Below are 26,103 nucleotides of genomic sequence, written 5' to 3'. Positions count from 1 at the left end.
CGACAATGGTTCGATTTGGGCGTTATTGTGACCTTTTGCCTGTCACTCGGCATCCGGGAAATCAAAGCGCAGGGACAGCCTGTTGCAGCCGTTGCTGCGCTCATACCGGATATCGCTGGTCAATTCATGGATCAGGAACCAGCCAAATCCGCCCTCGGGCAGTTCGTCGCGCGATGACCCCAGCGCCGCCGGCATGCCTTCGGGCACCCGAAATCCGGGCAGAGGGTTGCCGGTGTCCGAAATCAGTATTTCAAGCCAGTCTTGGTTCAGCCGACACCGCACCTTGACCTGAGCGGGTGTGACCCCGGCATAGGCATGCTCGACCACGTTGTTGATTGCCTCGGCTAGCGCGATTTTTACGTCCCCCGCCTTGTGCGCGGGCAGGCCTTGCGCTTTCAGGCAGGCGCTGAGCTGAGCGATGCCCGCGCTGGCATCGGACGCTGTGGCTGAGAACTGAAGATCCAGGCAGTTACCGGTACACATGGGCAGGGCGCTTATTCATTCGATCTGCGGGCTCAGTCGGCGGCGGACGCAAGCGCGTCGCCCAGCGTCGGGTATAGCTTGAAAACCGTGTCCATACGGGTCAGGCGAAAAACCTTTTCGACAAAGGGGTGCAACCCCGCCAGATCCAGCCTGCGATCACTGCCAAGCTGTTTCATGGCGGCGACGATCGCCCCGAGACCGCTGGAGTCGATGAATTCCACCCTCGTCAGATCTAGCACCACCCGCGCAGCACCGCCTTCGGCCTCTTGCCGCATCTCTTCCTTGAACTGGATGGCCATGGCGGCGTCGATCCGGTCGGAATGAACGGTAATGATCTGGGCTGTATCGGTTGTCTTGCTGGTCAGGCTCATGCGCGCCGGTCCTTTGAATTGCAAATCATGCGTAGAAATACGCTAGACGCCAATTCTTACCATTCGGTATCCATCCATACGGAAAAGCAGAAAAGGAGCCTCCCGATGAAGCAAGTTGTAATCGCAGGTGCAGCACGGACCCCGATGGGTGGGTTTCAAGGGATGTTCGATGGCGTCAGCGCCGCTGATCTGGGCGGAACGGCAATCCGCGCCGCCTTGAAGGGCGCCGGGGCCGACACTGTGGACGAGGTGCTGATGGGCTGCGTCCTGCCCGCGGGTCAGGGCCAAGCCCCTGCGCGACAGGCAGGTTTCGCCGCCGGTCTGGGTGAAGAGGTGCCCGCGACCACCCTCAACAAGATGTGCGGATCAGGGATGAAAGCTGCGATGATGGCCTATGACCAGATTGCCTTGGGGCACGCAGACACGATGGTTGCCGGCGGGATGGAGAGCATGACCAACGCCCCCTATCTGTTGCCCAAAATGCGCGGCGGCGCCCGGATCGGCCATGGGCAGGTGGTTGACCACATGTTTTTGGACGGGCTTGAAGATGCCTATGACAAGGGTCGTCTGATGGGTACCTTCGCCGAGGATTGTGCCGAGGCCTATCAGTTCACCCGCGAGGCACAGGATGACTACGCGCTGCAGTCTCTGTCGAACGCGCTGCAGGCACAAGAAACCGGCGCCTTTGCGGATGAGATCACGCCTGTTACCCTGAAAACGCGCAAAGGGGACGTCACGCAATCCACCGACGAGCAACCTCTTTCGGCCCGGCCCGAGAAAATCCCGACCCTGAAACCGGCCTTCCGCAAGGATGGAACGGTGACAGCGGCCAATGCCTCGTCGATCTCGGACGGGGCTGCGGCCTTAGTGCTGGCGTCGGAGGAAGCCGCCCAGGCGCAAGCCCTGACCATCCGCGCCCGTATTCTGGGCCATGCCAGCCACGCACAGGCCCCCGGCCTGTTTACGACTGCCCCGGTGCCTGCCGCGCAAAAACTGCTGACGCAGATCGGTTGGACCACTGATGATGTGGACCTGTGGGAGGTGAACGAGGCCTTCGCCGTCGTGCCCATGGCCTTCATGCACGAAATGGGTTTGCCGCGCGACAAGGTGAACGTGAATGGCGGCGCGTGCGCTCTGGGCCATCCCATCGGCGCATCCGGCGCGCGGATCATGGTCACATTGCTGAATGCGCTCGAGAAACGAAACCTCAAACGCGGCGTTGCGGCCATCTGCATCGGGGGTGGCGAAGGCACCGCCATTGCCATAGAACGCGTTTGACCATTCTTCTTGTTTCAAATACGGCGGAGGTGAATTGAGCCACCGGCTCATGAGGGGGCAGCGCCCCCTGATACCCTTGCCTCAAAGTGCTGCCATGACCGTTGACTATTCCACCCTCGCAAAAACCATCGCCGCCCTGACCGAAGGCGAAACGGATCAGGTCGCCCTGATGGCCACTGTCACCTGCGAGGTGCATCACAGCGATGACCGCTTCAACTGGACCGGGTTTTATCGCGTGACCGAGCCCGAGGTGTTGAAGATCGGGCCGTATCAGGGCGGACATGGCTGTCTGGTGATCCCGTTTGCACGCGGCGTCTGTGGAGCAGCAGCCCGCACCGGAGAAGTGCAAATTGTACCCGATGTGGAGGCTTTTCCTGGTCATATCGCCTGTGCGTCCTCGACCCGGTCGGAACTGGTACTGCCTGTCTTCGACTCGCAGGGTGAGGTGATCGCGGTGTTTGATATCGACAGCGATCTACCAGATGCGTTTACCCAAGCGGATGCTGATGAGCTCGCTGCCATCTTGCGCGATGTGTTTGCGCGTTAAGGTCGGTTAGCCCAGCAACGGGGGCAGATAGGTGAAGGCCGCATAGCAAGCAGCGGCCTGAACTATCAGAATTGCAAACAGCCATGCTGAAAACCGGCCTTTGCGGGTTTTGTGGCGAAAAATCCAGCGCCCAACCACGGCTCCGGGGCCGCCACCCAGCGCCGCCAGCCACAAAAGGCGGCGTTCCGGCACCCGGCGCTTGCGCCGCCGCGCGCGAAGTTTGTCCCAGCCAAAGGCCAGCAGAGTCAGGGTATTGATCGCCCACAAATACATCACTGCAATCCACATGCGTGACCGATACCGAACCCGGCCGCGTGACCCAAGTGAAAAAACGCTTGGTTTTTTCATCGATTCGCGCCATCGTGAAAAACAGGGATGAAATTTCACGACAACGCGGAGCGGCAATTGAACTCTCAGGCCCCCCAAAGCGCGACCCTTGGTGCCGATATCCGCGCCCTGCGCAAAGCGCGCGGGCTGACGCTGAGCGAGATTGCGGCAAAGCTGAACCGCTCGGTCGGCTGGCTCAGCCAGGTTGAGCGGGATATGTCCGATCCGTCCATCTCTGACCTGCGGCAGATGGCCGATTGTCTGGGTGTACCCATGTCGATGCTGTTTGCCCATTCTGCCGCCCCGGCAGATGAACAGGGTTATGTGGTCCGCGCAGGCTCGCGCCGCCCAATGGGATCGGGTGAGGAAGGGTTGATCGAGGAGTTGCTCTCGCCCGATCTGACCGATGATTTTGAGATGGTGCATTCCACCTTCGAGCCCCGCTCGCATATGCAGACCCCCGCCAACCGCCCGACGCAAGAGGTGGGCTATATGATCTCGGGGCGGTTGGACCTGACGATTGGCGGACGGAAATTCTCGGTTGGGCCGGGGGACAGTTTCCGCATCAAACACGAACCCTATCACTGGGCGAACCCCTATGATGAGCCCGCCGTGGCCATCTGGGTTATCGCCCCGCCGGTGTATTGAATGAGCTTCGAGGCTTGGACCATATTCACCCTGTTCTGGGTGGTGTTCGTCACCACACCGGGACCGAATGCGGTCAATTGTATCTCAAACGGGATGAGCCTGCCCTTTCCCAAGGCGATGCTGGGCGTGCTGGCGATCCTGACACAGGCCAGCGCCTTTCTGATTCTGTCCGCGTTGGGCGTCACGGCGCTGATTGCGGCCTCACCCACCGGGTTTTTCATCGCCAAACTGATCGGCGCGGGGTTCCTGATCTGGATGGGCATCCGCGGCTGGATCAATGCCAGCAAACCCGCGCCAGCCTCTGAGCGACCCGCGCGCCACGTCTATCTGCACGCGCTGGCGGTGGCGACGATCAACCCCAAAAGCGTGGCCGGGTATCTGGCGGCGTTTTCGCAATTCGTGCAGCCCGAGGTTCCGGTCTGGCAGCAGATGGGAGTGATCATGCCCACCGCGTTGGTCATCACAACGCTCAGCTATACCGGGTTCACCTTGCTGGGCGCGCTGATGGGCAAGGCTGCGCTGGGGGCTGTGTTCAACATCTGGGTCCGCCGCGTGATGGCGACCTGTTTCATCATCTACGGCGTGTTGCTGGGTACCAGCGCAACGCCTACAGCAAGGGGGTAAAGACATGCACACCGGTTCCTGCCTCTGCGGCAAGGTGGCGTTCACCATTGACGGAGACCTCGCTGCACCCAATGCTTGCCATTGCGGCCAATGCCGCAGGCAATCTGGGCATCTCTGGGCCTCCTGCGAGACGCATGAAGACAACCTCAGCTTTACCTCCAGAGAGACGTTGGGCTGGTATCGCGCCTCGGACATCGCCAAGCGCGGCTTTTGCAGCGCTTGCGGCTCGTTCCTGTTTTGGAAGCACAATGATGAGGACACGATTGCGGTTTCAATAGGGTCTCTGGACGAGCCCACCGGCTTGAAACTCGCCCAACATATCTTCGTCGCCGACAAGGGCGACTACTACGACATCAAAGACGATCTGCCCCAGCGGGCACACTAACAGGGAAGCAAAACCATGAGTGATTTTCCAACCAAAGCCCGTGTGGTCATCATCGGCGGCGGCGTCGTCGGCTGTTCATCGCTTTATCATCTGGCCAAGAAGGGCTGGACCGACTGCGTTCTGCTGGAAAAGAACGAACTGACAGCGGGCTCGACGTGGCACGCGGCGGGCAATGTGCCGACCTTTTCGACCTCATGGGCGATCATGAACATGCAGCGCTACTCGACCGAGCTGTATTCGCGGCTGGCGGATGAGGTCGATTACCCGATGAACTACCACGTCTCGGGCTCGATCCGTCTGGCGCACAGCAAGGAACGGATGCAAGAGTTCGAACGCGCCCTGTCCATGGGTCGTTATCAAGGCATCCCGATGGAGATGTGGACAGCGGAAGAGGCCAAAGAGCGCTATCCCTTCCTTGAAACCCATGATCTTGAGGGCGTTCTGTATGATCCGACCGACGGCGACATTGACCCGGCGCAGCTGACGCAGGCTCTGGCCAAAGGCGCGCGGGACATGGGGCAAAAGATCATCCGTTTCTGCCCCGCAACCGGGGTGACTCAGCACGACGATGGCACATGGACCGTTCACACCGAAAAGGGCGACATTGCCTGTGACTATGTGGTCAACGCCGCTGGGTACTATGCGCAGCGCGTGGGCGAATGGTTCAAACCCTTTGGCGGGCGCACGGTGCCTGCGATGGTCATGAGCCACCAATACCTGCTGACCGATGAAATCCCCGAGGTGGAAGCGTGGTCAAAGGAAAACGGCGGCAAGCTGCCGCTGCTGCGCGACGTGGATATCTCGTACTACCTGCGGCAGGAGAAGAACGGCTTCAACCTTGGGCCGTATGAGCCCAACTGCAAGGGCCATTGGATGACCGAAGACGATCCGATGCCCGAGGATTTCAGCTTCCAGCTTTGGAACGACGATCTGGACCGGATCGAAGACATCGTCACCGACGCGATGGAGCGGGTGCCGCTGATGGCAACCTCGGGCGTTGGACGTGTCATCAATGGCCCGATCCCTTACGCGCCCGACGGGCTTCCCCTTATCGGGCCGATGCCCGGTGTTCGAAACGCATTCGAGGCGCACACCTTCACCTTCGGCATCGCGCAGGGCGGTGGCGCTGGCAAGGTGCTTGCCGAATGGATAGTCGATGGCGCGACCGAATGGGATATGTGGGCCGTCGATCCACGCCGCTACACCGACTACACCGATCAAGACTATTGCAACCAGAAGGGCATGGAGGTCTATGGCAACGAATACGCCATGCACTTCCCCCATCACGAATGGCCTGCGGCGCGGGACAAGAAGCTGTCTCCGGTTCATGACAAGATCAAGGAACTGGGCGGCGTGATGGGTGCCTATAACGGCTGGGAACGCGCCAATTGGTTCGCCAAGCCGGGCGACGATACCTCGCTGGATGCGACGCATACATGGGGTCGCTCTGGCCCGTGGGAGCAGCGGATCAAAGAAGAATGCGAGGCCGTGCGCGACCATTGCGGCGTGCTGGACTTGCCGGGTTTCTCGCGCTTCATGGTTAAGGGAGAAGGCGCGGCCGAGGCGCTGCGTGGGCTGGTGACGGGCGGTCTGCCCAAGGTGGGCCGGATCAATCTGGTCTATATCGCCGACGACCGGGGCCGCATCCTGACCGAGATGTCCTGCCTGCGTCTGGGTGAGGATGAGTTCGTCATGATCACCGCCGCCACCGCGCAATGGCACGACCGGGACATTCTGGTGAATGCGATGCCCTCGGGTGTCAGTGTCGAGGATGTTACCACCACACGCGACACGCTGATCGTCACCGGCCCAAAATCGCGTGAGATCCTGTCGGGTCTGACCGATGCCGATCTGTCGCTGGGCTGGCTGACCCATCAGGCCGCCACTGTGGCAGGGAAACCCGCCTATCTGATCCGTGTATCCTTTGCTGGCGAACTGGGTTGGGAAGTTCACGCTCTGAACGACGACATGCCTGCGATCTATGACGCGATCCTTGAGGCTGGTGCCACGCCGTTTGGCATGTATGCGCTGAACTCGCTGCGGATCGAAAAAGGCTACCGCGCGTGGAAGGGCGACCTGTCGACCGATTACTCGCTGCTGGAAGGTGGGTTAGGGCGGTTCGTCAAGCTGGACAAGCCGCAGGACTTCCCGGGCAAGGCCGCGATCCTGAACGAAAAGCAGCAGGGGGTGAAGAAGTCTTTTGTCACCCTGACGGTCGAGGCCGGTGACTGCGACGCGCCCTATATGTCCTGCATCTGGCAAGGCGATCAGATCGTAGGTGAAACCACATCGGGCGCATGGGGCTATCGCGTCGGCAAATCCATCGCGCTGGGCATGATCAAGTCGGAACTGGCAAATCCGGGCACCGCGTTGGAGGTCGAGATCTACGGCCAGAAATATCCCGCCGTGGTGCAAGAAGACCAACCTCTCTGGGATCCGGCCAACGACCGGCTGCGGGCCTGATCCATGGCTGTTCCGCGCGTTATGCAGGGCGTCTACCTGACCCGTCACGGCGGACCAGAGGCGCTGGAGTGGCGCGAGGATATCCCGGTGCCGCAACCCGGACCTGGTCAGGTTCTAGTCAGGGTCGCGGCAGCCGGGGTCAACAACACCGACATCAATACGCGCGTCGGCTGGTATTCCTCGGATGTGACCGGCGCGACGGATGCGGTGGATCAGGAGGTCGAGGCCGGGGGTTGGGGCGGGGCGTTACGCTTCCCGCGCATTCAGGGCGGTGACTTGTGCGGTATCGTTGAACTCGCAGGGCCAGTGACTGGCTTCACCAAAGGCCAACGCGTAACTTGCCCTATCAACCTGCCGCGCCCGCGTCCGGGTAACCCGACCGGCTTCATCGCGCTGGGGTCTGAGATCGACGGGGCCTTCGCGCAATACTGCCTGGTTGAGGCGTCGGACCTGTATGACGTCTCAGCGTCTCCGCTATCTGATGCCGAGATCGCGGCCATTCCCTGCGCTTTTGGAACGGCCGAGAACCTTCTGACCCGCGCAGGCGTGACCGCCGGACACAAGGTTCTGATCACCGGGGCCTCGGGCGGGGTCGGTCTGGCCGCCGTGCAACTGGCCCGACTGCGCGGGGCGACCGTGTGGGGCGTCACCAGTCCAGCCAAGGCTGAGGTGGTAAAGGATCAGGGGGCAACGGATACGTTCGATCGTGATGCGCCCTTGCCGAAAGACATGTTCGATGTGGTGATCGACGTCGTCGGTGGCCCTGCTTGGCCAAACCTGATCCTGTCGCTGAAACCCGGCGGGCAGTATGCGGTTTCCGGTGCCATCGCCGGACCCATCGTTCAGGCAGATCTGCGCGACATTTATTTGCGCGACATCACCATCCACGGCTGCACCCATCAGGCGTTCGAGGTCTTCGGACGATTAGTCGAACTGATGAATGCAGGCCGGATCAAACCTTTGATCTCAAAAACCTATCCGCTAAGAGATATCGCCAAAGCGCAAGAGGACTTTCAGTCCAAGGCATTTGCGGGAAAACTGGTTCTCATTCCCTGAGGAAAGGTAAGGCTATGGCGGATATCACCCTGTTGGACGGCTCGATCGGGCAGGAATTGGTCAAGCGCGGCGGCGAAAAACCAACACCTCTATGGTCGACGCGCGTAATGATCGACCAACCCGACCTGGTGGGTCAGGTCCACGCGGATTACTTCCAACGGGGCGCGACGGTTGCCACCACCAATACCTATGCCGTGCACCGCTCGCGCTTGGTACGGGAAGGGATCGAGGATCAACTGCCTCATCTGATTGACCAAGCGTTGACCCAGGCCGAACGTGCGCGCGGATCACGCCACAAGCGGATTGCAGGGGCGCTGGGGCCTCTGCTGGCGTCGTACAGACCAGACCTGAAGCCCGATGTGGACGATGCAGCGGTGAAATTTTCCGAACTGGTGCAGATGATGAACGACCGGGTGGACCTATTCCTGCTGGAAACCGTCTCGTCCCTGCAAGAGGCCGAAGGCGCGTTGCGCGGGACGGAAAGCGCAACCAAACCCGTCTGGCTGGCGCTGTCAGTGATGGACAATGACGGCACCCGCCTGCGTTCGGGTGAGCATCTGGCGCAGGTTGCGCCGCTGGTCGATCGCTTCGCGCCCGATGCGGTTCTGATCAACTGTACTCGCCCGGAATCGGTGATGCCCGCGCTGATGATCCTTGAAACGATGGGCCGCCCTTACGGGGCCTATGCCAATGGCTTCACCGGCATCACGCAAGGGTTTTTGGAAGACGCCCCCACTGTTGATGCGCTGGAAGAACGTCGTGACCTGACCCCCGAAGCCTATGCCGATTTCGCGATGAAGTGGGTCGAACACGGGGCCACCATTGTCGGCGGCTGCTGCGAGGTCGGCCCCGATCATATCGAGGCGCTGGCCCACGCGCTGCACGCCGCCCGACACCGGATCGTCTAGGGCGATGGCGGGTCAGCAGCATTTCGATATCCTCGTCGCCCCCGGCTATGTGCTGCTGGAACTGGCGTCGCTGGTCGAGGTGCTGCGGCTGGCCAATCGCGTCTGCCCGCACCCGCCCTTTACCTATGCGTATAAATCCCTGAAGGGTGGAGCGATCCATTCCAGCAGCGATGCGATGATCCAGACCAAGGCTGTCTGCACCCAGCCCAAGGCGGATTACCTGTTTGTCATCGGCAATACCGACCCTGACCATCCCGACCTTTCGCTGGGCCGCGTGGTTTCGGATTACACATATCGCGGCGCACAGGTGTTTCTGCTGGCCGAAGCCGCCAGTCGTTACATCGACGAACACGGTACCGAGGATATGGCAACCCATTGGGAAAACGCCTCATTCCTGCGCGAACGCGGCGCCCGGTTCGAGGCCAAGCTCTCCATCGCCACCCAGCAAGGCGCCGTCGTCACCTGCGCGGGGATGGAGGCGACGACGGATGTGGCGCTGTCGGTGATTGGCCGTCACATCTCGGGGCCCGCCAAGATGACCGTGGCCGATATCATGTTGCACGAGAACATCCGCGATTTTTCTTCGATGCAGCCGTTTTCCGGCACACGTCTGACCGCCACCGGGGATGCCAAACTGGACCAGTGCATCAAGCTGATGCAGGCCAATATCGAAGATCCCCTGCCGATCCATCAGATCGTCGAGGAACTGCATCTGTCCAACCGCTCGCTTGAGCGGAAGTTCAAGACCTTCTTCGGCACCACCCCCAACGGTTTCTACCGCGAGATGCGGCTGGCCAAGGCCAATAACCTGCTTCTGAACACCACCATGAGTGTGCGCGAGATCGGCCTTGCCTGTGGATTCCCAAACGGGTTTTCCTCGGTCTACAAAAGCTTTTTCGGCGTCACGCCCTTTGTTCTGCGTCGCGAAAAGCGCGCGACACATCGGTGAAAATTACTCGTTTTGTGACGCTTTTAGTGCATTTATTGTCGATCCTTCGTGGCATTTTGGCCCAAACCTGACAGTGCGGAGATTTCAGGATGGTTGATCTTCCCCCAAAGGCCCGTGTGGTCATCATCGGCGGCGGCGTCATCGGATGCTCGGTCGCATATCACCTGACCAAGAAGGGCTGGAGTGATGTCGTTCTGCTGGAGCGCAAGCAGCTGACCAGCGGCACCACATGGCATGCCGCCGGTCTGATCGCACAGCTGCGGGCGACGGCGAACATGACCAAACTGGCGAAATATAGTCAGGAACTTTACGGCTCGCTCGAAGAAGAAACCGGTGTTGCCACGGGGTTCAAACGCTGCGGCTCGATCACCGTAGCTTTGACCGAGGAGCGTAAGGAAGAGATCTATCGTCAGGCTGCCATGGCCCGCGCCTTTGGGGTCGAGGTCGAAGAAATCTCGAACGAGCGCGTCAAGGAGATGTACCCACACCTAAATGTCGAAGACGTCAAGGGCGCGGTCTATCTGCCGCTGGACGGGCAGGGCGACCCGGCCAATATCGCACTGGCGCTGGCCAAGGGCGCGCGGCAACGCGGCGGGATCGTCAAGGAACGGGTGAAAGTCACCGAGATCGTCAAGCAGGGGCGTACAGTCACGGGCGTTGACTGGATTGCCGATGACGGCAGCGCCTCGGGCCATATCGAATGCGATATGGTCGTGAACTGCGCGGGCATGTGGGGGCATGAGGTCGGTCGTATGGCAGGCGTGAACGTACCGCTACACGCGTGCGAGCATTTCTATATCGTTACCGAAGGCATTGACGGCCTGACCCAGCTGCCGGTTCTGCGCGTGCCGGATGAGTGCGCCTACTACAAGGAAGACGCGGGTAAAATCCTGCTGGGCGCGTTTGAACCCAACGCAAAACCCTGGGCGATGGAGGGCATTCCCGACAGTTTCGAGTTTGACCAGTTGCCCGAGGATTTCGACCACTTTGAGCCGATCCTTGAGGCGGCGGTCAATCGGATGCCAATGCTGGCCGAGGCGGGGATTCATACCTTCTTCAACGGGCCGGAATCCTTCACGCCCGACGACGCCTATCATCTGGGCCTCGCGCCTGAGATGGACAATGTCTGGGTCGCCGCCGGGTTCAACTCGATCGGTATCCAATCCGCAGGCGGTGCAGGTATGGCGCTGGCCGAGTGGATGGATAGCGGTGAGAAGCCGTTTGATCTGGGCGATGTGGATATCAGCCGGATGCAGCCGTTTCAGGGCAACAAGAAGTATCTGTTTGAACGGTCTAAGGAAACGCTGGGCCTGCTTTATGCCGACCACTATCCCTATCGCCAAAAGGCCACCGCGCGTGGCGTGCGGCGCACGCCGTTCCACCATCACCTAGTGGAACACGGAGCCGTCATGGGTGAACTGGCCGGGTGGGAGCGCGCGAACTGGTTCGCCAACGCAGGTCAGGAACGCGAATACCACTATAGCTGGAAACGTCAGAACTGGTTCGAAAACTCTGCCGCCGAACACCGCGCGGTGCGTGAGAATGTCGGCATGTATGACATGTCCTCTTTCGGCAAAATCCGCGTCGAAGGGCCGGATGCCGAGGCGTTCATGAACTATATCGGCGGTGGCGACTACGCGGTGCCCAATGGCAAGATCGTCTACACCCAGTTCCTGAACCGCACCGGTGGGATCGAGGCAGACGTGACCGTCACCCGCCTGACCGAGACCGCCTATCTGGTGGTCACCCCCGCCGCCACCCGTCTGGCCGACCAAACCTGGATGCAACGCCACGCGAGCGCCTTCAACGTGGTCATCACCGATGTCACCGCAGGCGAAGGTGTGCTGGCCGTCATGGGTCCCAACGCGCGCGCACTGCTGCAAAAAGTTTCGCCTGCCGATTTCTCGAACGTGGAAAATCCGTTTGGCACAGCGCAAGAGATCGAGATCGGCATGGGCCTCGCCCGCGCGCATCGCGTCACCTATGTGGGTGAACTGGGGTGGGAGATCTACGTCTCCTCCGAAATGGCGGGCCACGTGTTCGAAACCCTCTACGAGGCGGGGCAAGATATGGGTCTGAAACTCTGCGGGATGCATATGATGGACTCTTGCCGGATCGAGAAGGGCTTTCGCCATTTCGGCCATGACATTACTTGCGAGGATCACGTGGTCGATGCGGGGTTGGGTTTTGCCGTTAAAACCGACAAGGGCAGTGATTTCATCGGTCGTGAGGCGGTTATTGCCCGTAAAGAAAGTGGACCGCAAAGCCGGTTGGTTCAGTTCAAACTGACTGACTCTGAGCCGCTGTTGTTCCACAACGAACCCATTCTGCGGGACGGCGAATATGTGGGCTATCTGAGTTCGGGAAACTACGGTCACACGCTAGGCGCGGCAATCGGCCTGGGGTATGTGCCGTGCGCGGGTGAAAAGGCTGCCGATGTTCTGGCTTCTAGCTATGAGATCGACGTCTGCGGCGTGAAGGTCAAAGCAGAATCCTCGTTGAAACCGATGTACGATCCCAAATCGGAACGCGTAAAAGTCTGAAGCGCGGGAAAATGGGGCGCTGCCCCCGCCGAGGCAGAGCCTCGCATCTTGATGCGCAGACTTCGGTGCGACGTATCAGATTTCTTGATAGGGTTCTTCACAGTTTTCTTGGTTCCAAAAACCATTTGATTTGCCATAGAGGAAATGGGCACCAACCGGAGACCAAACGTGGCAGATACCCCCACACCAATGAACCGTGAAGATTCGCCAAAGGGGTTGGCCTTAGCAGTAACGGCCTATGTTTTGTGGGGCTTTCTGCCTCTTTACATGAAAGCGATGGCGCATGTCGGGCCGGTTGAGATTGTGGCGCATCGGATCATCTGGTCAGTACCGGTCGCCGGGGCGCTGCTGGTCGTGTTGGGACGAACACAAGATTTGAAGGCGGCGCTGCGCAATCCGAAGATGTTGGGCATGGCGTGTTTGACGGCGGCGCTGATCTCAGTGAACTGGGCGATTTATGTTTGGGCCATTGCGAGCGGGAATGCGTTGGATGCGGCGCTGGGTTACTACATCAACCCGTTGTTCAGCATTGCGCTGGGCGCTGTGTTGCTGCGGGAGCCGTTGAACCGTGCGCAGCTTGTCGCTGTGGGGTTGGCAGCGACGGGCGTTTTGGTTCTGATCTGGCAGGCGGGCAGCCTGCCATGGGCAGCCTTGGGATTGATGGTGAGCTGGGGGTTCTACGCCTTTTTCAAACGTTCGCTTCCCATCGGACCAAATCAGGGGTTTTTGCTTGAAGTGCTGATCCTGCTGATCCCGGCCTTGGTTTATGTGACGTGGCTAGGTGCGCAGGGGACAGGGCGGTTTGGGGTCGCGGCTTCGGATACGATGCTGCTGCTTGGCTGTGGTATCGTAACCGCGATTCCGTTGTTGGTTTATGCCAATGGGGCCAAGCTGGTGCGCCTGTCTACGATGGGGATACTCCAATACATCGCGCCGACCATGATCTTCATCACCGCTATCACTATGTTTGGCGAGCAGATCGACCAAGGCCGCATGATCGCTTTTCCGATGATCTGGGCTGCACTTGTTATCTATTCGATCCCGATGATCCGGCAGATGCGCGCTCAGCCTTGATGCAGTAGATGGGCGGCGGCCTCTGCCCAGATCGCATAGGTTTTGGGACTGGGATGATAGCCATCCGGTGCGGCCAGTGCAGGGTCGTCCGGTAAGTCTAGGGCCAGGTGCCGGGTTTGAGCATATTGTGCGACAATCTTTTGAAGCGCCCGGTCCAGCCTGGCTGCCTGTTGCCCCAGCACCCAGGCCAGAGGGTGGGGTAGCGCGGGAAAGCGGTGCATTTGTGGAACCGCCGTCACAACAACGCGTCGCACCTCCAATGGACCGGTCAAAAGTTCCATCAACCGGGCCTGCCGGTCTGCGAATACCTTCGCAGATACAAGACGGGTCACGTCGTTGACGCCCAGAGCCGTGATTGCCATGTCGAAGGGACCGTCCAGGCCCTCCAGTCGGGCGATCGTGTCTTCGGTGGTGTGGCCGGTGGTGGCCTCCAACCGCCATTCGACGCAGTAGTGACGGGATAGATTGCGCACCACGCATCCTGACAGAGCTTGCGTTTGTGTGCCAGCGCCCACCCCAGCAGCCGAACTGTCACCGGCAATCAGCAAGCGCAGGCGCGGACCGCGGCCGAAACGCCCGGCACGGGGGCCTGTGGGTTCGGGCAGCAGCCCCGCGTTGCGCCGCACGGCCAGCCCTTGTGCCGCCAAGACCGGCAGCAGCGGGACCCGCAGCAATTGATCGGCGGCGAAGGGCATTTTAGCTGAGCGCATCTTTGAACTTGAGGAACCGCGCGTCGGTCATAACACGGGACATCATCGCTTCGCGCAGGGCGCCAATGGTTTTGTAGGGGCGCATGACGACCTCGAATTCCTGAATCAGACCATCGTCGCTCAGTGTGATCAGGTCAACACCCACCGCATCCAGTTCTCCGACCTTGCATTGGAATTCCAGCGCCCAGTCCTTGCCCTCTCCCATGATCCGGCGATAGCGGAAGTCCGAGAACACCTGCCCCACATGCCCCAGCACGGCGGCCACGGGTTCGCGGCCCGTCCATGTGCTGTAGTAGGTTGGGGGCGAGAAGCGCACGTCCTCGGCCAGCAATTCATGGATCAGGGTTTCGTCCCCTTTGGCGACGACCTCTTGCATGCGGGCGATTATGGGGTGCATGTGTTCTCCTTGGGTTTTGGCTAGATTTGCTGAACTGTTGAGTTCAGGCAAGGCCGACGTTGCGGGAGGTTGCGCTGTAGGATAGGCAGGCGCGCATGAGCGACGCCTATGATCCCCCCCTGACACCCTTGGATGTGCTGCACGAAGATGCCCACCTGATCGTGGTCAACAAGCCTTCGGGGCTGCTATCCGTGCCAGGGCGGGGTGACCATCTGGCCGATTGCCTGCTGACGCGGGTTCAGGCCGCGTTCCCGCAGGCGCTGTTGGTGCATCGGCTGGATCGGGATACGTCGGGCGTGATGGTATTTGCGCAGACGCCCCATGCGCAGCGACATCTGAGCATGCAGTTCGAAAAGCGTCAGACCCGCAAGACCTATGTCGCCCGCGTCTGGGGGCAGGTTGCTGACAAGATCGGCACCGTTGACCTACCGCTGATCGTCGATTGGCCCAACCGTCCGCGCCAGATGGTGTGTCATGAAACCGGCAAGCCCGCCGTGACCGACTGGCGCGTAGTAAAACATGAGGGGCAGACGACCCGCATTCGGCTGTTCCCGAAAACCGGTCGCTCGCACCAGTTGCGGGTGCATATGCAGGCGTTGGGCCATTCCATTCTAGGTGACCCGTTTTATGCCGAGGGTCCGGCGCGGGACTTCCCGCGCCTGATGCTGCATTCCGAGGAGTTAAGGCTAAAAAGCCCCGATGGCGGCGCGTCGATGAAGTTTCGCGCCAAGGCAGACTTTTAGAACAGCCCAACCCATAGCAGTTTCAAGTTCCCAAGAGACAAGCGCCTTCTTCGCCGACGCGGGGCGCAAGGTTGGCGCGCGGCCATGATCTCGCGCTCGATCTCGAAGGCGCGCAGCCTGTGGCCTTGGGACCACGGGCCCAATTGCAGTGTCATCATCACATGATTGTCGCGGCTTGGCATGGGGACCTCCTTTGTTGCAGGTCCAATCTGGCGGGTCACTGCTGACACCACCTTGTCAGGGGGCTGTGTTAAGGTGTCAGCAGATCAACCCCGGAGACGCCGATGCGCCGCTCGACCCGCTTGTTTGAAATCATCCAGATCCTGCGCGCCACAGACGCGCCGGTCACAGCCGAGGCACTGGCCGAAAAGCTCGAAGTGTCGGTGCGTACGGTGTACCGCGACATCGCCGCGCTTCAAGCGCAACGCACTCCGATCGAGGGCGAAGCCGGGGTCGGTTACATGATGCGGCGGGGGTATGACCTGCCGCCCCTGAATTTCGACGCCGAAGAGGTTGAGGCCCTGTGGGTTGGGTTGTCGATGCTGGCCCGGACGGGTGACAGTACCCTGCAGCAGGCTGCCGACCGGGTGTGTCGCAAGATCGAAGCCCTGCGTGCGCCTGCGGATTGGCTGCAAGTGGCCCCCTGGGGCGCGCCAATGGATGACCCTGCCAAGGGATGTGTCCCGATTGTCAATTACCGTGAGGCGATCCGTTCGGAACGCAAACTGCGCATCACCTATGTGAACGCCGAAGGCCAGCGGACCGAACGTATCGTGCGGCCTGTCGCGCTGATCTACCACATCGAATGCACCATGCTGGCGGCGTGGTGCGAGCTGCGCAACGGGTTTCGCCATTTCCGCACCGACCGCATCTGGGCCTGCGCCCCGACCGAGGATCACTTTTGCGGGCAAGGCGCGCCTTTGCGTTCGATCTGGCAGGAACAGGACCCTTGGACTGATCCCACGCCACCGCACTGAACGGCGTGATCCCGCCACGTTCACCCGATTGTTGCTTGAGCCTGCGTTCAAGCGGCGCGATATAATGCGGGAAAGAACGTGGCCCCGGCAAACGGGCGCCAGAGCAGAAGGTGAACTTATGACGATTTCCAAGTTTTTTGTTGCCGCCGGGCTTAGCTCGGCTTTGGTTTTGGGGGCCTGTACGGACCCCGGTACGCTGAACCTGCCCGCTGATCCCAATCAAAACGCCAAGCAAGGCGCGATTTTGGGTGGTCTGGTTGGCGCGGGCGTTGGCGCGATTGCCAATGATTCCGACCCCTTGTTGGGCGCATTGGCCGGTGGGGCCATCGGGGCCGCTGGTGGCGGTCTGATTGGTAACCAATTGGACCAGCAGGCCGCCGAGCTGCGCCAGCAACTGGCCAATGACGGTATCATCATCGTCAATGCCGGTAACCGCCTGATCGTAACTGTGCCAAACGACATCACGTTCAACACCGACAGCGCAACGGTGCGTCCGGCGCTGCGGGCCGATCTGGTAAAGGTCGGGCAGAACCTGAACAAATACCCCAACTCGAATGTTGAGGTCATCGGCCATACCGACAGCGATGGTGAGGCGTCGTATAATCAGGGTCTGTCCGAACGCCGTGCACGCTCGGTCGCGGATATCCTGCAGGCCAACGGCGTGAACGGATCGCGGATCACCACCATCGGTCTGGGTGAAAGCCGCCCGATCGCATCGAACCTGACCGCTGCGGGCAAAGCGCGAAACCGACGCGTAGATATCGAGATCACGCCCAACTGACGGGGCCGCTCTGATAAGAGCGATTTATGCACAGTGACTGCGCGTCAACCATGCTTTGGCGCGCAGCATTCTTGGACTAACTAAAAGGAAACGAACAACCCGGAGTTTCCTCATGTCCGAACCGATCCTGCTGGGCCTCTCTGGCTCATTGCGCAAAGACGCCACCAACCGCAAGCTGCTGCACGAGGCGGCACGCCTGTTCGAGGCGGGCACTTTCATTGACGCTGACCTGAACCTTCCCCTTTATGATGGTGATCTGGAGGCGCACGAGGGTATTCCCCCAGCGGTTCAAACACTGTCCGACCAGATCGCGCAGGCCCATGCGGTGATTATCTCGACCCCGGAATACAACAAAGGGCCGTCGGGTGTTCTGAAAAACGCGCTGGATTGGGTAAGCCGCACCAAGACAAAACCCTGGGCTGACAAGCCGGTTGCCGTGATGTCGGCTGCCGCAGGTCGCGCCGGGGGTGAGCGCGCCCAGATGGTGCTGCGCGGCTTTATGGTGCCGTTTCAGCCGCGCATTCTACAAGGGCCCGAATTCCATCTGGCAGACAGCTCGAATGAGTTTGACGAGGCTGGCCGGCTACGCAGCGACAGGTACGAGAACATGCTGCGGAGCCTGATGCAAAAATTGCGCGCCGAAGCAGGTCTCTGACCGGTTGTTCGGGACGGGCCGGATGCCTAGTCTGGCCCCATGCAACAGGACATCCAGACCGATATGATCGACCCGGTGCGCGCCTGTGCGATGCAGGCCGCGCTGGGTCAGAAGCCCTCCATCTCGGCAGACACGGTGCTGCCGCCTTTTTTTCATCAGCTTTACTTCTGGACGACCGAGCCGCCACAAGGACTGGGTCGCGACGGCCATCCGAAACGGGGCGGCCTGATCCCCGATATGGGCCTGCCACGCCGTATGTGGGCGGGTGGGCGGCTGAGCTTCCACACCCCTCTGGTCGCCGGTGAGCAGGCCGAGCGTCGCTCTGTCTGCGAAAGCACCGCGCGGAAAACCGGACGCAGCGGGCCTTTGGGATTTGTGACACTGCGCCATGAGATCTCGCAGCGGGGCAGGCTGTGCGTGACCGAATGGCAGGATCTGGTCTACCGCGAAGACCCAACTGGCCCAGCCCCCACACCCCCGAAGGCGCGGACAGATGAGACCGAGACGCAGCAAGTCGCCTTCGACACCACGTTGCTGTTTCGGTACTCGGCCCTGACCTTCAATGGCCACCGTATCCACTATGATCTGGATTACGCGCGCGATGTCGAAGGATATGCGGGGCTGGTCGTTCACGGCCCGCTATTGGCGCAGTTGCTGATGCTGTTTGCCGAGGCACAGATGGGACCTTTGGCGCGGTTTTCCTTCCGGGCGTCGTCGCCGCTGATGCATTTCGAAACCGCAACCTTGTGCCGGAACGGATCCGACCTGTGGGTGCGCGGCCCCGACGGGCGTCTATGTATGCAGGCCGAGGCGCATCGCCGGTCAGAGTGAGGCCTCGGGGCGGAAATCATCAGGGATGGTGTCGCGTTCCTCCAACATCAGATCGGCCATGACCTCGGCCACTTTCGGGGCCATGCCGAAGCCGATCTTGAACCCTCCGTTGACGATGAACTGTCCATGATGCAGCGGATGTGCCCCCAACATCGGGGCGCGGCTTTTGCTGCGTGGGCGAACCCCGGCCCAGCGTTCGATTACCTCGGCCCCGTGCAGCAGCGGCACAGCCCGGATGGCGCGGTCCAATACGTCGTCCAGTGCATCATCGGTGTTGGTTGGATCGTCATAATCACGTTCCGAGGTCGACCCAATCGCCAGCGTGCCATCCGCATGGGGGACGAGGTGAATGGCATCGGCAAAAAGCTGCGGCACCTCTCCTGCATCAAAGCGCAAAAGTGCGGCCTGTCCTTTTACGCCATTGCCGACCGTCTTGCCGAAGGCGTTATTGAGTTCCTGTAAACCGGCCAACCCGGTGGCGTGGACAACCTGCCCCACGTCAGGTGCATCGGACTGCACATGCACACCTATAACCTGCAACGCCGCGACCAATGCGGCGCAGGCCCGGCGCGGGTGCATCCGGGCGCTGAGCGTGTCGTGGATCACAAAACCAGTGGGGCTGGGCGGGCACCATGCGCCTACTTCAGTGGTCTCGACCACGCGCCACTCAGCCCGGCGCTGCCATAGTTCGGTCGCCGTCACCGCGCGAGCGTGGGCCAGTTCCAACATGCGTTGATCCGCGATGGGTTGCAGCCGCCCCAATCGCCCATAACCGGGCGAGACGCCGCCCGTGGCCTCAACCTGCGTCCAGAACGGCTCGGCCATGATCAGGCTGTCGAATTGAAAGGCTTTCTTGGCGTTCCAGTTCTCGGGCACATGCGGGGCCAGCGCACCCACTAACCCGCCGCTGGAGCCTGCGCCGGGGCCAAACGGGTCCACCACCTGCACCTTGGCGCCACGTCGGGCGCAGGTCCAAGCGATGGACAGGCCAAAGATACCCGCGCCCCGCACCGTCACATCGACCATTGCCAAACCTCATTTCCTTGTTCAGTGTCGCGCCGCTTAGCTACAGGATTCCCCAATGGCAGACCAGCGTGCCGAACTGACATGGCGGGACGGGCAGATCCCCGTCTCGGACCGTTTCGACGATCCCTATTTTTCGCTCCAGAACGGGCTGGAGGAAACGCGGCATGTCTTTCTGGCGGGCAATGATCTGCCTGCACGGTTCGCGCCGGGATTCCGCATAGCCGAGCTGGGATTCGGCACCGGGCTGAACATGCTGACGGTTTGGTCCGCGTGGGAGATCTCGGGCCAGACAGCCCCGCTGAGTTTCACCAGTTTCGAGGCCTACCCCATGGATGGCGATGACATGTCCCGTGCCTTGGCTGCCTTTCCCGATCTGACCCCGTGGGCCGAGCGGTTTCTAAGCGCATGGCAGGGTGGGACTTGTGATCTAGGCACCCTGCGGCTGGAGGTGATCGAAGGCGATGCGCGGAAGACTCTGCCTGCGTGGTCAGGGCAGGCGGATGCGTGGTTTCTGGATGGGTTCTCGCCTGCCAAAAACCCTGAACTATGGGGCGCGGACCTGATGCAACAGGTGACGGATCACACGGCCAAAGGCGGCACTGCGGCGACCTATACGGCGGCCGGATTTGTTCGGCGCGGACTGGCCGATGCGGGCTTCACCGTGGCCCGAACCCCCGGATATGGCCGCAAACGTCACATGACCCGCGCGGTTAAGGAATGAGCCAGCAGAACAATATCCGCGCCGGTATCGCGCTGATGATCGCGGCGACGGTTGTGTTTGCGTTGCAGGACGGGATCTCGCGCCATCTGGCGGCGACCTACAACACCTACATGGTCGTCATGATCCGCTATTGGTTCTTTGCGGCTTTTGTGATCGCATTGGCCGCACGTGCGTCCGGAGGGCTAAAGGCAGCGGCACAGACCAGCCAGTTGGGCTTGCAGGTCTTCCGGGGCGTCTTGCTGGCGGTCGAGGTTTGCGTGGCCGTGTTCGCCTTTACGGTGCTGGGGCTGATCGACAGCATGGCGGTGTTCATCTGCTATCCGCTGCTGGTGGCGGCGCTCAGCGGGCCGGTTCTGGGCGAAAAGGTCGGCTGGCGGCGTTGGCTGGCAATCGGTGTGGGGTGCGTCGGGGTTCTGATCATCCTGCAACCGGGCGTGGGCGTGTTCAACCCGTGGGCCATCGTGCCGCTGATCTCGGCCTTTCTGTTTGCGTTGTATGGCCTGCTGACCCGCTATGCGGCCCGCAAGGACAGTGCGGCCACCAGTTTCTTTTGGACCGGCATAGCCGGGGCAGTGGCGATGACCCTGGTCGGCATGTGGTTCTGGGAGCCGATGGCCCGTGCCGATTGGGCGTGGATGTTACTGCTCTGCGTCGGAGGTGTCTCGGGCCACTGGCTGCTGATCAAATGCTACGAGCTGGCCGAGGCCAGCGCAGTGCAGCCTTTTGCCTATTCCCATCTGGTCTGGACCGCCATCATCGGTATCTCTGTCTTTGGCGAAGCCCTGCGCCCCGCGGTCATTCTGGGCGCAGCTTTGGTGGTTGCGGCGGGCCTCTTCACCCTATGGCGCGAACGCCGCCAGGGTTGAACCCGTCAGCTCTTGCGAGAACGGCACCGGCAGGGCAGGCTGCCCCAGCCGTGCGCGGTAAACCGGCAGGCTTTCGGCCACGCGCATCACGTAGTTACGGGTCTCGCTGAAGGGGATCGTTTCAATCCAGTCGACCACGTCAATCTCGCCTGCCCGCGGGTCGCCATAGCGTTCCATCCACGAGATCGGACGGCCCGGCCCGGCGTTATAGCCAGCCGCCATCATCACCACATTGCCGTTGAAGTCCTCGGCCAGACCGGACAGGTAATTCGCCCCCAGCTTGGCGTTATACTGCCAGTCCGACGTGAGGCTCGAGGTCTTGTGCCCGCTAAGGATGCCCAGATTCCGCGCCACGTTCTGGGCGGTGGCGGGCATCACCTGCATCAGTCCCCGCGCACCTGCACCGCTGATCACGACGGGGTCAAATTCGCTTTCGCGGCGGGCAATGGCCAGCGTCATCTCCTTGGCCATCGGAAGACCCAGATCAGCCACCGGATGCACCGGGTAATAGGCCGCAGGCAAAACAATGCCCACTGTGGCTGCGCGCTTGGCAATCATTACGGCCAGATGGGGTTCTTTCAGTTCAATGGCCAAATCGCCCAGTTGGTTGGCTTGCGTGGAGTCCAGGCTTTCGACCAGATGAGTCAGGAACCGTTCCGACAGGTTGTCCTCACCAGCCTGCAACAGCAATAAACCGGCCTCTAACACGCTGGAATCGGCAAAATCCGCCTGCTTCCAATGTGGTGCCCGGCGCGGGTTCGCCAATTCGCTGTCAAACGGACGCCCAATCTGTTCGGCTGCCAGCAAACCATAAAACGAAGTCTGGTAGTCCGCCCCCATCGCATAGGCCGCATAAGCCTTGTCCGCATCGCCCAGCGCCGCGTAGGCTCGCCCCAGCCAATACCCGCCGCGTCCTTTCGAGATCGGAGATGCCACTGCATCCGAGAAATTCTGGAAATGCCGCGCCGCCGTGGCCGGGTCATTCAGTTTCCGCAGCGCCAGAAACCCGGCCAGCCACTCCAGATCGGCATAGCCATACCCATTTTCGGGCGTCATATGGTGATTGGCCGCGATTTTATAGGCTTTGGCCGCGCTGCCATTGCGCATTTCAAGCCGTGCCAACCGGCGGCGGCCCTCGGCCCATTTGTCGGGCTCACCCAGTGCATCGGGCCCGGTCGAGCGCGCGAGCATCAGGTCAATCGCGCTGTCGTCCAGCTCTTTCTTGTCGCGCCAGACAAAGCGGTCAAAGGCCAGCCCAGGCGCATCCACCAGTGATTTAGGTACGGCGGCAACCTTACCATCCACGCCGGGTTGGCGTTTTTGCAAGGCAATCCGCGCCTCTGCCAGTTTGCGCTGATCGGCGCTGACCAAAGGCAGCATCTGTCCCGCACTGACCAAATGGCCATCCCACAGCATCCGATCCAGCCGCGCCGTGTGATGAGGCCGCAGCATGGCCTCAAAATTCTCAAGATAGTTTTTTTGCAGACCCGCCCCCATGGGCATGGTCCGCCATGCGGTCACGATATCGGCCTCGGCATCTCCGGTGCGTCCCTTGGCCTTCAGTGCCACGGCGTAGTTCAGTGCCCCTTCAGCGGTTTGCGGAGGGAGGTCGTCATAGAACTTCACCACCCGGTCGGGATCAGCCCCGGTAAAGGCCGGCTCGCTCTTGCGCCGCAACCAGGCCAGGCCTGGCCAATCAGGACGTCGATCCAGAAATACCAGTACATCGCCCGAGGTCCCGAACCCTTCACGCAGCCAATGCCAGACGATGATATCGCGCGACACCGATCCTCGCGCACCGGATTCGCGCAACGCTGCGTTCCAGTCACCCTTACGCATCTCATTCATCCCGGCGCGCAGATCACCCACCGCATCGGCCCTTGCTTGCCCGAATGAAATCAGAATCACAGCTGTCAAAAGCGCCAGAACGCGTGTCATGCCTTGCATTTCCCAACCAACCAAGGATAGAGCCATTCAGGATAAACCTTGCACCGCCGGGATCAACACACATCGCCAAGATTGTGATGCCGCGCGAGGCAAAAAATTGCTAACCGCACACCAAGGAGCGTGTCATGTTCAAAGGCTCAATGCCAGCCCTCGTCACCCCGTTCACAAACGGCGCGTTGGACTTGGATACGCTCAAACACCTGGTCGAGTGGCACATTCAGGAAGGCTCGACCGGATTGGTCCCTGTAGGCACGACGGGTGAAAGCCCCACACTCAGCCACGATGAACACGAAACCGTCGTGGCCGAGGTGGTCAAAGCTGCCGCCGGTCGCGTGCCGGTGATCGCGGGGGCGGGCTCGAACAATACCGATGAAGCCATCCGCTTTGTGCAATTTGCTCAAACGGTTGGGGCAGATGCGGCTCTTGTCGTGACCCCATACTACAACAAGCCCACGCAAAAAGGGCTGATCGCACATTTCCGCGCGTTGCATGAATGCGCGGATATCCCGATCATCATCTACAATATTCCGGGTCGTTCGGTCATCGATATGTCGCCCGAAACCATGGGCGAACTCGCAAAACTGCCGCGTATCATCGGCGTCAAAGATGCGACAGGCGATCTGGCGCGGGTCAGCCAGCAACGCGCCACCTGCGGCCCGGATTTCTGCCAGTTGTCGGGCGAGGACGCCACAGCGCTGGGCTTCAACGCGCATGGCGGCGTTGGCTGCATCTCGGTCACTGCAAACGTAGCCCCCAAACTCTGCGCCGAGTTCCAGCAGGCCACGCTCGCGGGCGACTATGCCAAGGCACTGGACTATCAGGACCGTCTGATGCCTCTGCACGAGGCGATCTTCATCGAACCCGGCCTTGTCGGTGCCAAATACGCACTGTCCAAACTGGGCCTGTGCAGCACCGAGGTCCGCTCGCCGCTCACGGAATTGGAAGACAGCACCAAAGCCGCGATCGAGGCTGCGATGAAACACGCGGGCTTGCTGTAACGCCGGGCCTCAACCCGGGTCCGATCTTCATCTGGCCATAAATATACCGGGGGTGAATTGAGCCGCAGGCTCACGAGGGGGCTGGCCCCCTCGTGCCCTATCGTTTGCCGTAGTACAGGCCAACAACATGCTCGGCCTGCGCAAAGAACAACCAACGCGACACCGCAACTCCTGCCATATGAGACAACACCGCCAAGGCGGCAAAGAAATGGCTGAACGGCAGAACCAGCAGTAACACCGGGACCATGAAGGCCAGAACAAACGCGATGATGCGCAGTTTCTCGGCGTGTTTGCGACCTACTACAAAGACGAATTCGCGCAAAAGGTAGTTGGTTCCCGTATGCGGCGGTTCAAAGGCCCGTACCGCGCCACGCGCACCCAGTCCGGTGGCAGTGCCAAGGTCTGTGCCAGAGGTGGCAAAGGCTTTGTCCCCTAGCCACCAATAAAATGCCTGAACAAACGCCGCCGCCAGCAAAAGCGGAACGGCGAGGCTCGTCTGACCCGCCAAGAGCGACCCACCTGCAAGGCTGAAGCTGAGAAACATGGCTGGTGTCAGTTTCATGTTCCAGCGGGGGATCGTTTCGAGTTGGGTATAGATCATCGAGGTTGTGAAAACGGTCGCCAAGGCGAATCCGGCGCCGATAAGGCCGAAAAACCCCCAACGTTGGCCAAAGAAAACAAGACCAATGGCATAAAGCCCCATCACGAGCAAAGCGATCACAGCACACCAACCCTCACGGCTGAGCCAGCTGGAACGCCATTGGGTGAATGCCTTCAAAGCCCGTTCCGGGTGGCCAAGGTGGAAGGTCGAGGCCATCAGCCCTCCGACCGAAAGGCCGTAGGCGATGACAAAAAACACAAAGGCCACCCAGCCCGAAACGTTGGGCATCCCGAGGCCCAGAAAGAACAGCAACCCAAATCCCAGGCCTGAAAGCGTAGTGAAGATGATGACGGAAGGGGCTGGATGCATCAGAGCTTCTCCAGTGTTTTATCGAGCCAGCCAAGGAAGCCTTTGGGTTCTTCAGCGACTGGCGCCAGAAGCGGGGCGAGGATGTCGATCTGGTCCTCAATCTGGTCCTTGGGCCGCGGCGGCAGGTATTTGTTGACGGGTTTGGTGCCCATTTCAGGCATCAGATCCATGCCCTCGCGTTCGGCGACCAGCTTGCTGACATCGCTTTCCGGGTCGCCGAGGTCTCCGAAATGACGAGCGCCGGCGGGGCAGGTGCGCACGCAGGACGGCACGCGATCCACCTCGGGCAGGTTCTCATTATAGATGCGATCCACGCAGAGGGTGCATTTCTTCATCACGCCCTCCGCCTGATCCAATTCGCGCGCGCCATAGGGGCAGGACCACGCACAAAGCCCGCACCCAATGCAGTCGCTTTCATTGACCAGAACGATCCCGTCCTCGACCCGTTTATAGCTGGCCCCGGTGGGGCAGACGGTGACGCAGGGGGCATCCTCACAATGCAGGCAAGACTTGGGGAAGTGGATGAGTTGTGCGGGACCTTCAGCGGGTCGCACCTCGTAGGAATGCACGCGGTTGAGGAAGGTGCCCGAGGGGTCGGCCCCATAGGCGTCCTGATCCGACAGTGGCGCGCCGTAGTTTTCGGTGTTCCAGCCTTTGCAAGAGATCACACAGGCGTGGCAACCGACGCAGGTGTCAAGGTCGATGACGAGGCCCATTTTGCGGTCGGTCGATGAGGGGAGCTGGGTCATGTGCTTTGACCTCCGCGTAGGTGGTGAGGGTCGGTGCGAGGGGCCAGCCCCTCGCGCTCCCCGGGATATTTTTGGC

The 26,103-nt window shown here is 60.8% G+C and carries 29 protein-coding genes; 19 read left to right on the top strand and 10 right to left on the bottom strand.

What is annotated here, in order from left to right:
• Positions 1 to 42: 42 nt before the first annotated feature.
• Complete coding sequence (locus tag ACR0DB_RS17800; protein WP_170791198.1) at positions 43 to 483, bottom strand: ATP-binding protein; 441 nt, start codon at positions 481 to 483, stop codon at positions 43 to 45.
• A gap of 32 nt (positions 484 to 515) precedes the next feature.
• On the bottom strand, positions 516 to 854 hold the full coding sequence (locus tag ACR0DB_RS17795; RefSeq protein WP_480552331.1) for an STAS domain-containing protein: 339 nt from the start codon (positions 852 to 854) through the stop codon (positions 516 to 518).
• 105 nt (positions 855 to 959) lie between these two features.
• On the opposite strand from ACR0DB_RS17795, the gene ACR0DB_RS17790 reads away from it, so the two are divergent.
• Both ACR0DB_RS17790 and ACR0DB_RS17785 read left to right on the top strand, forming a co-directional pair.
• The gene (locus tag ACR0DB_RS17790; RefSeq protein ID WP_480552329.1) at positions 960 to 2,132 is read left to right on the top strand and encodes an acetyl-CoA C-acyltransferase; all 1,173 of its coding nucleotides are present in this window, start codon (positions 960 to 962) and stop codon (positions 2,130 to 2,132) included.
• Between the two features lie 94 nt (positions 2,133 to 2,226).
• The gene (locus ACR0DB_RS17785) at positions 2,227 to 2,679 is read left to right on the top strand and encodes a GAF domain-containing protein (protein WP_170774774.1); all 453 of its coding nucleotides are present in this window, start codon (positions 2,227 to 2,229) and stop codon (positions 2,677 to 2,679) included.
• A gap of 6 nt (positions 2,680 to 2,685) precedes the next feature.
• Here the strand turns inward: ACR0DB_RS17785 and ACR0DB_RS17780 are convergent, their stop codons facing one another.
• Entirely contained in the window at positions 2,686 to 2,952 is a 267-nt protein-coding gene (locus ACR0DB_RS17780; RefSeq protein WP_237215654.1) for a DUF1294 domain-containing protein, read from the bottom strand.
• A gap of 102 nt (positions 2,953 to 3,054) precedes the next feature.
• Between ACR0DB_RS17780 and ACR0DB_RS17775 the strand changes: the two genes are divergently transcribed.
• The 9 genes from ACR0DB_RS17775 to rarD all read left to right on the top strand — a co-directional run bounded on the left by ACR0DB_RS17775 (position 3,055) and on the right by rarD (position 13,656).
• Positions 3,055 to 3,654 carry a helix-turn-helix domain-containing protein gene (locus ACR0DB_RS17775; RefSeq protein WP_480552327.1) on the top strand — a complete coding sequence of 200 codons (600 nt, stop codon included), beginning with the start codon at positions 3,055 to 3,057 and terminating at the stop codon, positions 3,652 to 3,654.
• Positions 3,655 to 4,278 (top strand): LysE family translocator, encoded by a 624-nt coding sequence (locus ACR0DB_RS17770; protein WP_480552325.1) that lies wholly within the window; start codon positions 3,655 to 3,657, stop codon positions 4,276 to 4,278.
• A gap of 4 nt (positions 4,279 to 4,282) precedes the next feature.
• A complete protein-coding gene (locus ACR0DB_RS17765; RefSeq protein ID WP_480552323.1) occupies positions 4,283 to 4,663 on the top strand; it encodes a GFA family protein in 381 nt (126 codons plus the stop codon).
• Positions 4,664 to 4,678: 15 nt separating this feature from the next.
• On the top strand, positions 4,679 to 7,126 hold the full coding sequence (locus ACR0DB_RS17760) for a GcvT family protein (protein ID WP_480552321.1): 2,448 nt from the start codon (positions 4,679 to 4,681) through the stop codon (positions 7,124 to 7,126).
• Positions 7,127 to 7,129: 3 nt separating this feature from the next.
• Positions 7,130 to 8,182: an alcohol dehydrogenase family protein gene (locus ACR0DB_RS17755; RefSeq protein WP_480552319.1), complete on the top strand. Its 1,053-nt coding sequence runs from the start codon at positions 7,130 to 7,132 to the stop codon at positions 8,180 to 8,182.
• A 14-nt stretch (positions 8,183 to 8,196) separates the two neighbouring features.
• Positions 8,197 to 9,090, top strand: a complete 894-nt coding sequence (locus tag ACR0DB_RS17750) for a homocysteine S-methyltransferase family protein (RefSeq protein WP_170774764.1) — start codon at positions 8,197 to 8,199, stop codon at positions 9,088 to 9,090.
• Between the two features lie 4 nt (positions 9,091 to 9,094).
• On the top strand, positions 9,095 to 10,039 hold the full coding sequence (locus tag ACR0DB_RS17745) for a GlxA family transcriptional regulator (RefSeq protein ID WP_480552318.1): 945 nt from the start codon (positions 9,095 to 9,097) through the stop codon (positions 10,037 to 10,039).
• Positions 10,040 to 10,128: 89 nt separating this feature from the next.
• Entirely contained in the window at positions 10,129 to 12,582 is a 2,454-nt protein-coding gene (locus ACR0DB_RS17740) for a GcvT family protein (RefSeq protein WP_480552316.1), read from the top strand.
• Positions 12,583 to 12,771: 189 nt separating this feature from the next.
• A complete protein-coding gene (gene rarD / locus ACR0DB_RS17735; RefSeq protein ID WP_480552430.1) occupies positions 12,772 to 13,656 on the top strand; it encodes an EamA family transporter RarD in 885 nt (294 codons plus the stop codon).
• On the opposite strand, the gene ACR0DB_RS17730 is transcribed toward rarD, so the two are convergent.
• Positions 13,647 to 14,366, bottom strand: a complete 720-nt coding sequence (locus ACR0DB_RS17730) for an SGNH/GDSL hydrolase family protein (protein ID WP_480552315.1) — start codon at positions 14,364 to 14,366, stop codon at positions 13,647 to 13,649. The genes rarD and ACR0DB_RS17730 overlap by 10 nt on opposite strands.
• Complete coding sequence (locus ACR0DB_RS17725) at positions 14,353 to 14,763, bottom strand: nuclear transport factor 2 family protein (RefSeq protein ID WP_480552313.1); 411 nt, start codon at positions 14,761 to 14,763, stop codon at positions 14,353 to 14,355. The genes ACR0DB_RS17730 and ACR0DB_RS17725 overlap by 14 nt, the downstream gene beginning before the upstream one ends.
• Before the next feature lie 95 nt (positions 14,764 to 14,858).
• Here ACR0DB_RS17725 and ACR0DB_RS17720 point away from each other — a divergent pair, with 95 nt between their 5' ends.
• Positions 14,859 to 15,506, top strand: a complete 648-nt coding sequence (locus ACR0DB_RS17720; RefSeq protein ID WP_480552311.1) for an RluA family pseudouridine synthase — start codon at positions 14,859 to 14,861, stop codon at positions 15,504 to 15,506.
• Here ACR0DB_RS17720 and ACR0DB_RS17715 read toward each other — a convergent pair.
• Positions 15,503 to 15,688, bottom strand: coding sequence for a hypothetical protein (locus ACR0DB_RS17715; protein ID WP_170774752.1), 186 nt, complete (start codon positions 15,686 to 15,688; stop codon positions 15,503 to 15,505). The two genes, ACR0DB_RS17720 and ACR0DB_RS17715, sit on opposite strands and share 4 nt — an antisense overlap.
• Positions 15,689 to 15,790: 102 nt before the next feature.
• Between ACR0DB_RS17715 and ACR0DB_RS17710 the strand changes: the two genes are divergently transcribed.
• The 4 genes from ACR0DB_RS17710 (at position 15,791) to ACR0DB_RS17695 (ending at position 18,750) form a co-directional block, all read left to right on the top strand.
• Positions 15,791 to 16,483 carry a helix-turn-helix transcriptional regulator gene (locus ACR0DB_RS17710; protein WP_170774750.1) on the top strand — a complete coding sequence of 231 codons (693 nt, stop codon included), beginning with the start codon at positions 15,791 to 15,793 and terminating at the stop codon, positions 16,481 to 16,483.
• 118 nt (positions 16,484 to 16,601) lie between these two features.
• On the top strand, positions 16,602 to 17,264 hold the full coding sequence (locus tag ACR0DB_RS17705; protein ID WP_480552309.1) for a YiaD family glycine zipper/OmpA-like lipoprotein: 663 nt from the start codon (positions 16,602 to 16,604) through the stop codon (positions 17,262 to 17,264).
• A gap of 112 nt (positions 17,265 to 17,376) precedes the next feature.
• Entirely contained in the window at positions 17,377 to 17,919 is a 543-nt protein-coding gene (locus tag ACR0DB_RS17700; protein ID WP_480552307.1) for an NADPH-dependent FMN reductase, read from the top strand.
• Between the two features lie 39 nt (positions 17,920 to 17,958).
• The gene (locus ACR0DB_RS17695) at positions 17,959 to 18,750 is read left to right on the top strand and encodes an HTD2 family dehydratase (protein ID WP_480552306.1); all 792 of its coding nucleotides are present in this window, start codon (positions 17,959 to 17,961) and stop codon (positions 18,748 to 18,750) included.
• Here ACR0DB_RS17695 and ACR0DB_RS17690 read toward each other — a convergent pair.
• Positions 18,742 to 19,776 carry an NAD(P)/FAD-dependent oxidoreductase gene (locus tag ACR0DB_RS17690; protein ID WP_480552305.1) on the bottom strand — a complete coding sequence of 345 codons (1,035 nt, stop codon included), beginning with the start codon at positions 19,774 to 19,776 and terminating at the stop codon, positions 18,742 to 18,744. The two genes, ACR0DB_RS17695 and ACR0DB_RS17690, sit on opposite strands and share 9 nt — an antisense overlap.
• 55 nt (positions 19,777 to 19,831) lie before the next feature.
• Here ACR0DB_RS17690 and mnmC2 point away from each other — a divergent pair, with 55 nt between their 5' ends.
• Positions 19,832 to 20,497: a tRNA (5-methylaminomethyl-2-thiouridine)(34)-methyltransferase MnmC2 gene (gene mnmC2 / locus ACR0DB_RS17685; protein WP_480552304.1), complete on the top strand. Its 666-nt coding sequence runs from the start codon at positions 19,832 to 19,834 to the stop codon at positions 20,495 to 20,497.
• Positions 20,494 to 21,363, top strand: a complete 870-nt coding sequence (locus ACR0DB_RS17680) for a DMT family transporter (RefSeq protein ID WP_480552303.1) — start codon at positions 20,494 to 20,496, stop codon at positions 21,361 to 21,363. Before mnmC2 ends, ACR0DB_RS17680 begins: the two co-directional genes overlap by 4 nt.
• On the opposite strand, the gene ACR0DB_RS17675 is transcribed toward ACR0DB_RS17680, so the two are convergent.
• On the bottom strand, positions 21,337 to 23,301 hold the full coding sequence (locus ACR0DB_RS17675; RefSeq protein WP_480552301.1) for a lytic transglycosylase domain-containing protein: 1,965 nt from the start codon (positions 23,299 to 23,301) through the stop codon (positions 21,337 to 21,339). The two genes, ACR0DB_RS17680 and ACR0DB_RS17675, sit on opposite strands and share 27 nt — an antisense overlap.
• Before the next feature lie 134 nt (positions 23,302 to 23,435).
• On the opposite strand from ACR0DB_RS17675, the gene dapA reads away from it, so the two are divergent.
• Positions 23,436 to 24,308 (top strand): 4-hydroxy-tetrahydrodipicolinate synthase, encoded by an 873-nt coding sequence (gene dapA, locus ACR0DB_RS17670; protein ID WP_170783047.1) that lies wholly within the window; start codon positions 23,436 to 23,438, stop codon positions 24,306 to 24,308.
• A 97-nt stretch (positions 24,309 to 24,405) separates the two neighbouring features.
• Here dapA and ACR0DB_RS17665 read toward each other — a convergent pair whose 3' ends face one another.
• Positions 24,406 to 25,278, bottom strand: a complete 873-nt coding sequence (locus tag ACR0DB_RS17665; RefSeq protein ID WP_480552299.1) for a dimethyl sulfoxide reductase anchor subunit family protein — start codon at positions 25,276 to 25,278, stop codon at positions 24,406 to 24,408.
• Positions 25,278 to 26,027 (bottom strand): 4Fe-4S dicluster domain-containing protein, encoded by a 750-nt coding sequence (locus ACR0DB_RS17660; protein WP_170783045.1) that lies wholly within the window; start codon positions 26,025 to 26,027, stop codon positions 25,278 to 25,280. The genes ACR0DB_RS17665 and ACR0DB_RS17660 overlap by 1 nt, the downstream gene beginning before the upstream one ends.
• Positions 26,028 to 26,103: the final 76 nt, after the last annotated feature.

The sequence above is a fragment of the Ruegeria sp. AB6 genome, from assembly GCF_056542685.1.
Note: the sequence above shows the minus strand (reverse complement) of the source record. Positions and strands in the feature narration are given on the sequence as shown.